Here is a 12,249-nt window from a genome sequence, read left to right as displayed (position 1 = left end):
CATCCTTGTTCGAGTTCTTCATGTATTGTTAGCAAGACCGACCCGACGCCTCAAGTATAGCCGCTTCAAGATCCGTCGCTCCCGGATTTACGTAACCACGGTTGAATTCAGTCACCGGCGGCACAAGGTTTTTCACATCAAGAGCCGTGCAAGTCATCCACTGTTTAGCCAAGAGGACGGAACACATGAAGATTCTGATGGTTCTCACATCCCACGACCAGATGGGCGATACCGGCCACAAAACCGGCTTCTGGCTTGAGGAATTCACATCTCCGTATTACGTGTTCAAGGACGCGGGTGCCGACATCACCATCGCCAGCCCGAAGGGCGGTCAACCACCGGTGGATCCGAACAGCGAGGCGGACGACGCGCTGACCGAATCCACCCGCCGGTTCCAGCAAGACGCTCACGCGAAAGAATCCCTGGCCAGCACCAAAAAACTGGCGGACGTGGACATGAACGATTTCGACGCCATCTTCTACCCCGGCGGCCACGGCCCGCTCTGGGATCTGGCGAACGACCAGAAATCCATTGCCCTGATCAAGACCGCCTACGAGCAGGACAAGGTGATCGGAGCTGTGTGCCACGCGCCGGCCGTGTTCAAGAACGTGGAAGTGAAGCCCGGCCAGAACATTGTGGGGGGCCGCGAAGTGACCGGCTTCAGCAACAGTGAGGAAGAAGCCGTGGGCCTCGACAAGGTGGTGCCTTTCCTGCTCGAAGACATGCTCAAGCAGAACACCGCCACCTATACCCGGGGCGAGGACTGGGCACCGCACATTGTGGTGGACGGCAAGCTGATTACCGGGCAGAACCCCGCCTCATCCGAAGGAGCAGCGAAAGCCGTCGTTCAGGCCCTCCAAGGCGCCTGATGCCGGCCTGACACTGCCCGCAACCAGGGACAGACCGACGCATCGGTCTGTCCTTGCCTCAGTTTTGAATCCTGCAAACCAGCCCCCCGCCTTCTGCAATTAAACTTCCGTTACTGCCCCGACGACCCGTGCTATCTGTGCTAACGTTTTGAGGAACCTCTCAAAAAAACGGGCCACAGGCATGAGCAACCCCAAACATACCCTGTTCTGGATGACACTGTTTCTGGGCGTCGTCATGGTTGTCGGCGCGCTGATTCACAAGCCGCTGATCGAGGCCTTCATGGCCAACTGGGTATTCAACCTGCTGATCGTGTGCGTGCTGATTGTGGGAATCGCCCTGACCTACCGGCAAGTGTTTGTTTTGTTCCCCGAGCTCAAGTGGATTGCCCAATTCCGAACCGGCCACGCCGGGTTGTCGGTGGTGCAGGAGCCCCGACTGCTCAAGCCCCTGGCCCGCCAGCTGGGCGAGGACGCCAAACGGGATCGCTTCACCCTCTCCACCCTGTCGTTGCGCACCGTGCTCGACGGCATCCACTCGCGCATGGACGAGCAACGGGAGATCACCCGCTATTTCATCAGTCTGCTGGTCTTCCTGGGCCTGCTGGGCACCTTCTGGGGGTTGCTGGGCACCATCAACTCCGTGGGCCAGGTGATCACGGGCCTGGACATGAGCCAGGAAGATTTCGGCAAGGTGTTCGCCGAGCTCCAGCAGGGGTTGCTGACCCCTCTGCAGGGCATGGGCACGGCCTTCAGTTCCTCCCTGCTAGGCCTCGGCGGTTCGCTGATCCTCGGCTTCCTGGATATCCAGGCCGGCCACGCCCAGAACCGCTTCTATGATGGCCTGGAGGAGTGGCTCACCGGCGTCACCAACCTGGTTGATCGTGTTGACACAGAGAAAGACCTGTCATGATCGGATCCCGGCGCCGCTCCCGCAGCACCACCAATGTCTGGCCCGGGTATGTGGATGCTCTCTCGGCCTTGCTGATGCTGGTGATTTTCATGCTGCTGGTGTACGTGGTGAGCCAGCTGTACCTGTCACAGACCCTGTCTGATCGGGACACCCAGCTGGCCCGCCTGAATGCCCAGCTGGACGAGCTTTCCGAGCTTCTGGGGCTGGAGGAAAACCGGAGCGAAGCGCTGGAGAACCAGCTGAGCAGCCTGCAGGAGCGCAACAGCAGCCTGGTGAGTCAGCTGGAATCCACCCGCGAACAGCTGATGCGCCAGTCTGCCATGGCCGACGCCCAATCAGAGCGCATCGCCAGCATGGAAGAGTCCATGGATGAGCAGGACGAGATGTCGGCCAGCCAGCAGGCGATGATCCTGAGGTTATCGAACCAGATTGCGTCACTGCGGGAGCAGCTGCGTCAGATTACGTCCGCGCTCAAGCTGCAGGAGCAGATGACCGCCGATAAAGAGCAGGAACTGGAGCAGGTGAGCCGACGCCTGAACACGCTGCTGGCCGAAAGGGTCAACCAGTTGGAGAAGTACCAGTCCGAATTCTTTGCCCGCCTGCGAGACATTCTTGCCGGCAACGAGAACGTGCGGGTCGTGGGCGACCGCTTCCTGCTGCCCTCGGAACTGCTGTTTGCATCCGGCTCCGCCAAGCTGGGCGAAGCAGGCCGACGCGAGCTGGACAAACTGGCCGATATCCTGCTCGACGTGGCTGACCGGATTCCCGACGACGTGGACTGGATTCTCCGGATCGACGGCCACACCGACATCCTGCCCATCAACACGCCCCGGTTCCCGTCAAACTGGGAACTGTCCACCGCCCGGGCCGTGGCCGTGGTGCGCTATCTGGCCGCCCAGGGCGTGCCGGAGCGACGCATGGTGGCCGCGGGCTTTGGGGAATTCTTCCCGGTTGCCGAGGGTACCTCGCCGGAGGCGCTGCAGCGGAACCGGCGGATTGAGTTGAAGTTGACGGATCGGTAGGGGTCCTGCTTCTGGGCCCCTCTGGCCCTCAAAAATGAATAACCGACCGAATACTCTTGCCCTCATGCATCAAATCAAACGCCTTGTTGATGTCTTCCAAGGGCATCTCATGGGTAATGAACACATCCAGGGGAATCTCGCCTTTCTCGGCTTTTTCCACATAGCCCGGCAGCTCGGTGCGGCCTTTCACGCCACCGAACGCTGAGCCTTTCCAGACGCGACCAGTCACCAGCTGGAACGGGCGGGTACTGATTTCCTCGCCGGCACCGGCCACACCGATGATGATGGACTCACCCCAGCCTTTATGGCAGCACTCAAGCGCGGCGCGCATCACCTTCACGTTGCCGATACACTCGAACGAGTAGTCCACGCCGCCGTCGGTCATCTCGATGATCACTTCCTGGATCGGCTTGTCGTAGTCGTTCGGGTTGATCACGTCGGTGGCGCCCAGCTGTTTGGCGATGTCGAATTTGCCCGGGTTGATATCAATGGCGATGATCCGGCCAGCCTTGGCCATGGTGGCACCAATGATGGCAGCCAGGCCGATACCGCCCAGACCAAAGATCGCGACGGTTGCGCCCTCTTCCACCTTGGCCGTGTTCATCACCGCACCGATGCCGGTGGTTACGCCACAACCGAGCAGGCACACCTTCTCAAGGGGCGCTTCCTTGGGGATCTTGGCCAGGGAGATCTCGGGCAACACGGTGTACTCGGAGAAGGTGGAGCAACCCATGTAGTGGTACAGCGGCTTGCCCTGGTAGGAGAAGCGGGAGGTGCCGTCCGGCATCACGCCCTTGCCCTGGGTAGCCCGAACCGCGCCGCACAGGTTGGTCTTGCCGGAGGTGCAGAACTTGCACTCGCCACACTCGGCGGTGTAGAGCGGAATCACATGATCCCCCACTTCCAGATTTTTCACGCCGGGGCCCACGGCCTCGACAATGCCACCGCCCTCATGGCCGAGGATGGTCGGGAACAGGCCCTCCGGATCGGCACCGGAGAGGGTATAGGCGTCGGTATGGCACACGCCGGTGGCAACGATGCGCACCAGGACCTCACCTTCTTTGGGCGGGGCGACATCCACTTCGACGATTTCCAGCGGTTTGTTGGCTTCAAACGCCACCGCAGCACGGGATTTGATCACGGTCGGACTCCTGTTGAATTTGGGCCTGTGTTCGCGGGTTTAGTGCCTTACTGGCTCGGCTGTTCGTCCATTCTAGACGAACTGACCGGCGCGTGGGCGCCGAAATCTTTTCCGGAACCGGCACGTATCATTGGTTAAACGAGTTTATGAAAGGAGCCATTACGTTGCGTTCGCTTTACTGGTTTACGCGCGATCTGCGCCTGCACGACAACGCCGCCCTGCTGGCCGCCTCCAAATCCGACATTCTGCTGTGTGCGTTTATTGTGGACCCGCGCTGGTTCGGGCCCGGTCCGCTGCAAAGCAGGGCCATGGGCGATCACCGCTGGCGCTTCCTGTGGCAAAGCCTGATGGCGCTGGAGCGCAGCCTCCGGCCCCTGGGTCAGCGGCTGCATATTGCTTTCGGGGAGCCCGAGCGGGTGATCCCGGAGCTGGTTCATGGGCATCAGATCCAGCGGGTTATCCGCTCGCGCCTGCCGGGCACCCAGGAGTACTCGCAGTGGCAGACCATCAAGGAGCGCCTGCCGGATACTCTGTTCCAGCAGTTCGAAACCCTCAGCCTGTTTACCGAGCAGTCCCTGCCCATGGCTCTGCAGGATCTGCCGGACACCTTTTCCCAGTTCCGCAAACAGGTGGAGAAGGCCGGCGAGCGTTGCTCAGAACGCCTGCGCATCCGCACCCTGACAGCACTCCCTCCGCCGCCGGGCTTTCCCGAGGACAACCGTGGCGACTGCCCGGCCATCGCCGAACCGGTGCATCCGCTGCAGTTCATGGGCGGGGAGGCCGCTGGCCTGGAGCGGTTGCAGCAGTTCACCTTCGAAAGCCACTGCATTGATCGCTACAAGGAAACCCGCAACGCCCTGGACACCTGGGATGCGTCCTCCAAGTTCTCGCCCTGGCTGGCCAACGGCTGCCTGTCGGTGCGGGAGGTGGCCGAGACCATCACAGAGTACGAAGCGAGGGAGACGAAAAACGAGTCCACCTACTGGCTCTGGTTCGAACTGCTGTGGCGCGAGTATTTTTTCTGGTATGCCCTGCGGCACGGCGCCAACCTGTTCCGCCGGGACGGGGTGCAGCGAAAACACCGCCACGGCACCTTCTACGGCCATCGTTTCAAGGCCTGGTGCCAGGGCAACACCGAATACCCCCTCGTGAACGCCGCCATGAACCAGCTTCGGGAAACCGGTTACATGAGCAACCGGGCCCGCCAACTGGTAGCCAGCTGTTTCGTGAACGAGCTTGGCCTGGACTGGCGCTATGGCGCCGCATGGTTTGAAGAGCAATTGATCGACTATGATGTAGCAAGCAACTACGGCAATTGGCAGTATCTGGCCGGCGTGGGTGCCGACCCGAGGGGCCTGCGGCAGTTCAACCTGGAAAAGCAGGCGCAACAGTACGATCCCGCAGGCACGTTTGTGGACCGGTGGGGCGGGCATTCGGAACAGCCCGTTGGCCTGCACACCGTGGACGCCGCCGACTGGCCCCTCTAAACCGATCAGCAGAATGGAACGATCGTTATGGCGGAAATCGAATCAGTCCCCACGGCACGGGAGACCCTTGCCCGCATCATTGACACCTGCGCACCGGGCGCGGTGCTGAGCTGCGGCTGGCTGGCCAATGAGGTGGCGAGCGTATGGCAGGATCACCGCCCGGACGTGCGGCGGCACACCCTCGACAGCCACGATCCGAACGCCCATCTGCCCCTGCCGCACGTGGTCGACCTGGCCCTGATTACCGGAACCCTGGAACACCTGCCCCACGACGAAGGCGCCCTGCTCCTGGGCCAGCTCAGGAACTACGGCACCCACCAGATCGCCGTGCTGGTGGCGGAAACGCCCGACTGGGCTTTTACCGACTTTATCGGCCTCGGTTTCCGGCGCCATGCGGAACTGGACAACGATCACGGACCCCTGACGCTCTACACCTATAATCTGGATTCCTACAACCACAAGCGGGCCTGGAATAACCCCGAGAACTGGGCCAACCCGGAAATGTGGGGCAAGGCCTGGTGGTAATGAGCGAGGTGAACGAAAACAGCGTGGCGACAAAACCGAAAAGCCTGAAACCCAGCACCCTCCGCATTGGCACCCGCTATCGGGCCAACCGCCTCAAAGGCCCCTACGACGCCATCGTGATCGGCTCTGGCATTGGCGGCCTCACCACCGCCGCCTGCCTGGCCAAAGCAGGTAAAAAGGTGCTGGTGCTGGAGCAACACTACACCGCCGGCGGCTATACCCACAGTTACGCCCGTAACGGCTACGAGTGGGACGTGGGCGTTCACTACATTGGCGACATGGGCTCGCCCCACACCCTGGGCCGCCGACTGTTCGACTACATCACGGATGGCAAGCTCAAATGGGCGCCCATGGACGAAAATTACGACCGGTTTTTCCTGGGTGAGAAAGTGGTCAACCTGCGTGCCGGTAAAGAAGGCCTGAGGCATTCGCTGATCTCTGCCTTCCCCGAGGAGCGGGAGGCCATAGATCAGTACCTGGCCTTGCTGGGCAAGGTGGCCGATGGCATGCAGTGGTATACCCTCTCAAAGCTGACACCCGGCATCCTCAGCCCGGTGGTCCACAAGGGGCTGGACCTGGCCCTGCCGGATTGCTTCAACAGAACCACCTGGGACGTGCTGAGCGAACTCACCGATAATGAGGAGCTGATTGGCGCGATCACCGGCCAGTGGGGCGACTGCGGAGTAACACCGAAGCAGTCCAGCTTCATGGTGCACGCACTGATCGCCAAGCACTACCTCTACGGCGGCTTTTATCCGGTCGGAGGCGCCTCGGAAATCGCCAACACCATCATTCCGGTTATCCAGAAACCCGGTGGTGAGGTGTTCACCTACGCCGATGTCACCGACATCCTGGTCGAGAAAGGCCGGGCCACCGGCGTGCGCATGGCCGACGGCGAGGAGATCGGGGCACCGCTGGTGATCAGCAACGCCGGCGTGATCAACACCTTTGAAAATCTGCTGCCCGCAGACGTGGCAGCGCAGGCCGGCTACCTGGAGAAACGCCGGCATATCATTCCGTCCATGCCTCATATCGGCCTGTACATCGGTCTGAAAGGCACCCCCGAGCAGCTGGGGCTGCCCCGGACCAATTTCTGGATCTACCCCAGCGCCGACCACGACGGCAATGTACAGCGTTTTCTCGCCGATCCTCACCACTCGGAGTTTCCGGTGGTGTACATCTCGTTCCCGGCCGCCAAGGATCCGGACTACCAGAACCGCTGGCCCGGCACCTCCACCATCGAGATTGTGGCACCCACCACCTGGGAGATGTTCGAGCCCTGGCAGGGCACCACCTGGGGCAAGCGGGGTGACGATTATGAGGCGCTGAAAGAGACCATCACCAACCAGCTTCTGGACGTCATGTACCAGAAGCTGCCCCAGCTACGGGGCAAGGTGGATTACGTGGAAACCTCCACCCCTCTTTCCACCGCCTGGTTCTGTCGTTACGGCCGGGGCGAACTCTACGGCCTGGACCACAACCCCGAGCGCTTCGAGCAGGACTGGCTGAGGCCAAAAACCGACATCCCCGGCCTCTACCTGACCGGCCAGGACGTGCTCACCTGCGGTGTGGTGGGCGCGATGATCGGTGGCCTGGTGACCACCCTGGCAATCCGGGGCTGGCGCGGCGCTGGTCTGGCCAAACGCATTTTCGTGGGGTAGTCGGCCTTGCCAAGACCGATCTGTCTCCGCTGCGGCGTACATGCGGCGATCTGTGTCTGCGCCGATTGCGCGCTGATTGCCAACAGGACAGAGCTCACCGTGCTGCAACATCCGTCCGAAGTTGCTCACGCCAAGGGCACCGTGCGCATACTCACTCAATGCCTGAGCCGCCTGGGGGTGTTTGTGGGCGAAACGCCCGACGACTTCCGCCAGGCGGGGTTTGATCCGCTCAATGACACGCGTGCCTCGGCGCTGCTGTTCCCCGGCCCCGATAGCCAGGAACTGGAAACGGCCGATATCGGCGATATCCGGCACTGGATCCTGCTCGATGGCACCTGGCGTAAGGCCGCCAGAATCCTTTACCAGAATCCGGCGCTGGCAGCGCTGCCCCGTTTCCACTTCGCCAACCCGCCCAGCTCCGTATATGCAATCCGGAAGGCCCCCGGCGAAGGTCATCTGGCCACGGCCGAAGCCGCCGCCTACCTGCTCAACCGGGTGGAGCCCGACCTGGACACCGGCCCTGTATTCCGGGCCATGGAGGCACTGGTCGACCGCCAGCTCGCGCAGATTCCAGCACGACTGCACAAGTACTATCGATAACCCCTGGCCGGTGAGACGACGGCCCGGTTACGGCGTAAAAGCCCACGGGTAATACACGGGGACCAGCCGATGACCACAGACTTCGACCCAGCCGACCTCTCCCGCATCATTGAGATGGCCTGGGAAGATCGAACGCCCTTCGAGGCAATCGAACAGCTTTACGGCTTGCCGGAGAAATCGGTAATCCAGCTCATGCGCCGGGAACTCAAGCCCTCCAGCTTCCGGCTCTGGCGTAAGCGGGTGACCGGCCGTTCCACCAAGCACAGGCTGCTGCGCCCGGCGGGGGTCAGTCGGGGCTACTGCCCCACCCAGTACAAGCACCGCTAGCGCGCCGCTGTTGGCAAATGTTGCGCCAGTGCGCGATCATGGCGATTGATATCCGCAGGCCAAGAGAACGAGAAGGAACCTTCATCCATGGCATTGTTCAGCCGTAAGAACGCCGAAAAGCAGCTCAAGGCAGAAGCCGACCGGGTGCACCGGCAAGACCTGGAGAAACTGCTGGAGCGCCAGCGCGCCATTGAGGAAAAGGTGAAGGGCAGCGGCAAGCTCAAGCGCTTCGGGGCCGATATCCGGCTCATGTTTTCGATGATCCGGGATTACTGGTACGGCAACTACCGGAGCGTTCCCTGGAAAACCATCGCCGCGGTGGCGGGTGCGCTGCTGTATGTTCTGAATCCTCTGGATTTCATTCCCGACCTGATTCTTGGATTCGGCTTTATCGACGATGCCGGCGTGGTGGCACTGTGCCTGAAGCTGGTGGAATCGGATCTGCACCGATACGCGGCCTGGAAAGAGCATCAGGTAGAACCGGAGCCGGTGGCCAGCACAGATTGATTAATTTCTGAACTGGCGGTAATCTCAGCCGCCTCACCGAAACCCCCGTTCAGCCCCTGGAGTTCCTGTGGATTTTGCCACTCTCATAGGCCTTGTCGGCGCCATTCTGATCATCGCATCGGCGGTTATTCTCGGCACGTCTCCGTCCGTGTTTATCAATCCGCCCTCGCTGCTGATCGTGGTCGGTGGCACGCTGCTGGTGGTTCTCGCCAAGTTCAGCTTTGCCCAGTTTTTTGGCGCTTTCAAAGCGGCTGCCCGGGCCTTCAAATTCAAACTTCCGGAAACCCAGGCCAGCATCGAGGAACTGGTGGACGTGGCGCAGGTCGCCCGCAAACAGGGCGTGCTCGGGCTTGAAGGTCGGGAAGTCAGCACACCTTTCCTGGGCCAGGGCATCCAGATGCTGGTGGACGGCCAGACGGGCAAAACCATCAAGCAGTTGTTGAGCAAAGAGCGGCTGATGACCCTCGACCACAACCGATCCGGCGCCAAGGTATTCCAGGCCATGGCCGACGTGGCTCCTGCCATGGGCATGATCGGCACACTGGTCGGCCTGGTGCAGATGCTGTCGAACATGGAAGACCCGAAGTCCATCGGCCCGGCCATGGCCGTTGCCCTGTTGACCACCCTCTACGGCGCCATGATCGCTACCATGATCGCCACACCGATCGCCGACAAACTGTCCCTGCGCATGACCGAGGAAGCGCGACTGCAGTCCCTGTACATCGACGCCCTCGTGGCCATCCAGGAAGGCACCAACCCCCGAATCATCGAACAGATGCTCTCCAGCTATCTGCCGCCCAAAGAGAGGGAGAAAAACGGAGAGGCGGAAACCGCCAGCGGCTAGCCATGGACGAACTGCCAGAAGAGGAAAAACCGGGCATACCGGCCTGGGTGGTCACCTTTGCAGACCTTATGTCGCTGCTGATGTGCTTCTTCGTGCTGCTGCTCTCCTTCTCGGAGATCGACGCCCAGAAGTTCAAGCAGATTGCCGGCGAGCTGTCCAAGGCGTTTGGCGTGCAGCGCGATGTGCCTGCCCTGGAAATCCCCAAGGGCACCAGCCCGATCTTCGACAAGTTCTCGCCTGCGCCACCGGAGCCGACCTTGGTCAACGAGGTCAAACAGACCACCACCGAGGAAGCCCCCGAACTGCAGACCCTGAAAAGCCCCACCGATGTTGCGGTAGAGGCGGCCATGGACGAGCAGATGCAGGAAACCATGGATGACATTCTCCAGGTGCTGGAGCCCGCGATTGCCGATGGTCGTATCAACGTCAGCGAGGATCAGCGCCGAATCGTGATTCGGGTCGAGGAAAAAGGCTCTTTCCCATCGGGCTCCGCTGAGCTGACCTGGGAATTCGAAGGTCTGCTGCTGGACATGGCGGAAGTCATCGAGGGCATTCCGGGGGACCTGACCATCGAGGGCCATACGGACAACGTGCCGATCCGCACCGACCGGTTCTACAGCAACTGGGATCTATCGGCCGCCCGCGCAGCTGCGGTCGCCAACGTCCTCGTGGCCCGGGATCAGGTTGAACCCACCCGGCTGAAGGTGACTGGACTGGCTGATACCGAGCCCCGGGTGCCCAACACCTCACCGGAAAATCGCGCCAAGAACCGGCGAGTGGAGATCATCATCGACCTGTCCGGCCCGCTCCAGGAACGGGAAATTCAGCTACGCGAATTGATTGATGCCGAATCGACCAAGGGGTCGTCCGAGATTCGCATTGAGTCGGCGCCGGCCTCCGGCGACATCAACTGGTAAAAACCGACCATTTTGGTGCGCACTGACCCGGTACGCACTTGTTTAGTGCAAAAAAACCACAGAAACCGCCCCGGCAACCTCCACCATTTCCTCCAAGGCCCTTTCCGCTCTTGAAATGCATTGTTTTGGAACAGCTCTTGCTTTGCATGCCCTCCAACAATGCACAACCCCATCAAAAGGCCCGAAAGAGGCCGAAAACACAACATCAGGAGCGAAAACCCGTGGACATCACGAGTGCAGTACATACCCTGACCGAAAGCGCCAACACGCTGTTCATCCTCATCGGCGCCATCATGGTGCTGGCCATGCATGCCGGCTTTGCCTTCCTGGAAGTGGGCACCGTCCGTCACAAGAACCAGGTCAATGCCCTGGTGAAGATCATGACCGACTTTGGCGTTTCCGCCGTGGCCTACTTCTTCATCGGCTACTACATTGCCTACGGCAGCCATTTCATGACAGGAGCGGCCGAACTCACCGCATCGAACGGCTATGAACTGGTCAAGTTCTTCTTCCTCATGACGTTTGCGGCGGCCATTCCGGCCATCGTTTCCGGTGGTATCGCCGAACGTGCCAAGTTCTACCCCATGCTGATTGCCTCCGGACTGATCGTGGCCTTCGTGTACCCGTTCTTTGAAGGTCTGATCTGGAATGGCAACTACGGTTTCCAGTCCTGGCTGGAGAACCAGTTTGGTGCATCCTTCCACGATTTTGCCGGCTCTGTTGTGGTGCACGCCGTCGGTGGCTGGATTGCCCTGGCCGCGGTGCTCATGCTGGGCGCCCGCAATGGCCGTTATCGGAATGGCCGTGTGGTCGCGTTTGCGCCCTCCAACATTCCGTTCCTGGCCCTCGGCGCCTGGATTCTCACGGTCGGCTGGTTCGGCTTCAACGTGATGTCCGCGCAAACCCTCGACGGCATCAGCGGACTGGTGGCGGTCAACAGCCTGATGGCGATGGTCGGCGGCATCCTGGTATCCATGCTGCTGGGCCGAAAGGACCCGGGCTTTATCCATAACGGGCCCCTGGCCGGTCTGGTGGCGGTATGCGCGGGCTCCGATCTGATGCACCCGGTCGGTGCGCTGATCACGGGCGGCGTGGCCGGCGCCATCTTCGTGTACCTGTTTGAATGGGCCCAGGCCAAAATCGAACGCCTGGACGACGTGCTCGGTGTGTGGCCACTCCACGGTGTCTGCGGCGTCTGGGGCGCCATCGCCTGCGGTATCTTCGGTCAGGAAGCCCTGGGCGGTCTTGGCGGGGTCAGCCTGATGTCCCAGATCCTCGGCTCCATTGCCGGTGTGCTGGTGGCCTTCGTGGGAGGTCTGATCGTGTACGGCGTGATCAGCGCAATCTCTGGCCTGCGCCTGACCGAAGAGGAAGAGTTCAACGGTGCCGATCTGAGCATTCACCGCATTGGTGCCAATGCCGTCGAGTAAGCAGTCATC

Annotated in this window: 13 protein-coding genes; 12 read left to right on the top strand and 1 reads right to left on the bottom strand. The window is 61.1% G+C overall.

Going from position 1 to position 12,249, the window contains the following annotated elements; genetic code table 11:
* Window positions 1-185 precede the first annotated feature (185 nt).
* The 3 genes from BM344_RS11820 to BM344_RS11810 all read left to right on the top strand — a co-directional run bounded on the left by BM344_RS11820 (window position 186) and on the right by BM344_RS11810 (window position 2,801).
* Window positions 186-869, top strand: a complete 684-nt coding sequence (locus tag BM344_RS11820) for a type 1 glutamine amidotransferase domain-containing protein (RefSeq protein WP_091989992.1) — start codon at window positions 186-188, stop codon at window positions 867-869.
* Window positions 870-1,050: 181 nt separating this feature from the next.
* A complete protein-coding gene (locus BM344_RS11815; RefSeq protein ID WP_091989989.1) occupies window positions 1,051-1,779 on the top strand; it encodes a MotA/TolQ/ExbB proton channel family protein in 729 nt (242 codons plus the stop codon).
* The gene (locus BM344_RS11810; RefSeq protein ID WP_091989986.1) at window positions 1,776-2,801 is read left to right on the top strand and encodes a peptidoglycan -binding protein; all 1,026 of its coding nucleotides are present in this window, start codon (window positions 1,776-1,778) and stop codon (window positions 2,799-2,801) included. The genes BM344_RS11815 and BM344_RS11810 overlap by 4 nt, the downstream gene beginning before the upstream one ends.
* Window positions 2,802-2,829: 28 nt before the next feature.
* Here the strand turns inward: BM344_RS11810 and BM344_RS11805 are convergent, their stop codons facing one another.
* A complete protein-coding gene (locus BM344_RS11805; protein WP_091989983.1) occupies window positions 2,830-3,942 on the bottom strand; it encodes an S-(hydroxymethyl)glutathione dehydrogenase/class III alcohol dehydrogenase in 1,113 nt (370 codons plus the stop codon).
* 164 nt (window positions 3,943-4,106) lie between these two features.
* Here BM344_RS11805 and BM344_RS11800 point away from each other — a divergent pair, with 164 nt between their 5' ends.
* From BM344_RS11800 to BM344_RS11760, 9 genes are all read left to right on the top strand, one after another.
* Window positions 4,107-5,429 carry a DASH family cryptochrome gene (locus BM344_RS11800; RefSeq protein ID WP_091989980.1) on the top strand — a complete coding sequence of 441 codons (1,323 nt, stop codon included), beginning with the start codon at window positions 4,107-4,109 and terminating at the stop codon, window positions 5,427-5,429.
* 27 nt (window positions 5,430-5,456) lie between these two features.
* Complete coding sequence (locus BM344_RS11795) at window positions 5,457-5,954, top strand: DUF6231 family protein (protein WP_091989978.1); 498 nt, start codon at window positions 5,457-5,459, stop codon at window positions 5,952-5,954.
* Window positions 5,954-7,615, top strand: coding sequence for a phytoene desaturase family protein (locus BM344_RS11790; RefSeq protein ID WP_091989975.1), 1,662 nt, complete (start codon window positions 5,954-5,956; stop codon window positions 7,613-7,615). Before BM344_RS11795 ends, BM344_RS11790 begins: the two co-directional genes overlap by 1 nt.
* Window positions 7,616-7,621: 6 nt before the next feature.
* Entirely contained in the window at window positions 7,622-8,215 is a 594-nt protein-coding gene (locus BM344_RS11785; RefSeq protein ID WP_228143610.1) for a tRNA-uridine aminocarboxypropyltransferase, read from the top strand.
* A gap of 69 nt (window positions 8,216-8,284) precedes the next feature.
* Window positions 8,285-8,542 carry a TIGR03643 family protein gene (locus BM344_RS11780; RefSeq protein ID WP_091989973.1) on the top strand — a complete coding sequence of 86 codons (258 nt, stop codon included), beginning with the start codon at window positions 8,285-8,287 and terminating at the stop codon, window positions 8,540-8,542.
* Window positions 8,543-8,629: 87 nt separating this feature from the next.
* The gene (locus BM344_RS11775; protein WP_091989970.1) at window positions 8,630-9,049 is read left to right on the top strand and encodes a YkvA family protein; all 420 of its coding nucleotides are present in this window, start codon (window positions 8,630-8,632) and stop codon (window positions 9,047-9,049) included.
* Between the two features lie 67 nt (window positions 9,050-9,116).
* Window positions 9,117-9,893, top strand: a complete 777-nt coding sequence (gene pomA / locus BM344_RS11770) for a flagellar motor protein PomA (RefSeq protein ID WP_091989967.1) — start codon at window positions 9,117-9,119, stop codon at window positions 9,891-9,893.
* A gap of 2 nt (window positions 9,894-9,895) precedes the next feature.
* Window positions 9,896-10,810 carry a flagellar motor protein MotB gene (locus tag BM344_RS11765; protein WP_091989965.1) on the top strand — a complete coding sequence of 305 codons (915 nt, stop codon included), beginning with the start codon at window positions 9,896-9,898 and terminating at the stop codon, window positions 10,808-10,810.
* Between the two features lie 221 nt (window positions 10,811-11,031).
* Entirely contained in the window at window positions 11,032-12,240 is a 1,209-nt protein-coding gene (locus BM344_RS11760; RefSeq protein ID WP_091989962.1) for an ammonium transporter, read from the top strand.
* Window positions 12,241-12,249: the final 9 nt, after the last annotated feature.

Source organism: Marinobacter gudaonensis (assembly GCF_900115175.1).
GTDB lineage: Bacteria > Pseudomonadota > Gammaproteobacteria > Pseudomonadales > Oleiphilaceae > Marinobacter > Marinobacter gudaonensis.
This window is presented reverse-complemented; position numbering and strand designations above follow the sequence as displayed.

Coding starts and splice junctions, on each gene's coding strand:
- BM344_RS11790 (WP_091989975.1), top strand. CDS start 5,954: ATGAGCGAGGTGAACGAAAACAGCGTGGCGACAAAACCGAAAAGCCTG.
- BM344_RS11810 (WP_091989986.1), top strand. CDS start 1,776: ATGATCGGATCCCGGCGCCGCTCCCGCAGCACCACCAATGTCTGGCCC.
- BM344_RS11765 (WP_091989965.1), top strand. CDS start 9,896: ATGGACGAACTGCCAGAAGAGGAAAAACCGGGCATACCGGCCTGGGTG.
- BM344_RS11780 (WP_091989973.1), top strand. CDS start 8,285: ATGACCACAGACTTCGACCCAGCCGACCTCTCCCGCATCATTGAGATG.
- BM344_RS11775 (WP_091989970.1), top strand. CDS start 8,630: ATGGCATTGTTCAGCCGTAAGAACGCCGAAAAGCAGCTCAAGGCAGAA.
- BM344_RS11795 (WP_091989978.1), top strand. CDS start 5,457: ATGGCGGAAATCGAATCAGTCCCCACGGCACGGGAGACCCTTGCCCGC.
- BM344_RS11815 (WP_091989989.1), top strand. CDS start 1,051: ATGAGCAACCCCAAACATACCCTGTTCTGGATGACACTGTTTCTGGGC.
- BM344_RS11820 (WP_091989992.1), top strand. CDS start 186: ATGAAGATTCTGATGGTTCTCACATCCCACGACCAGATGGGCGATACC.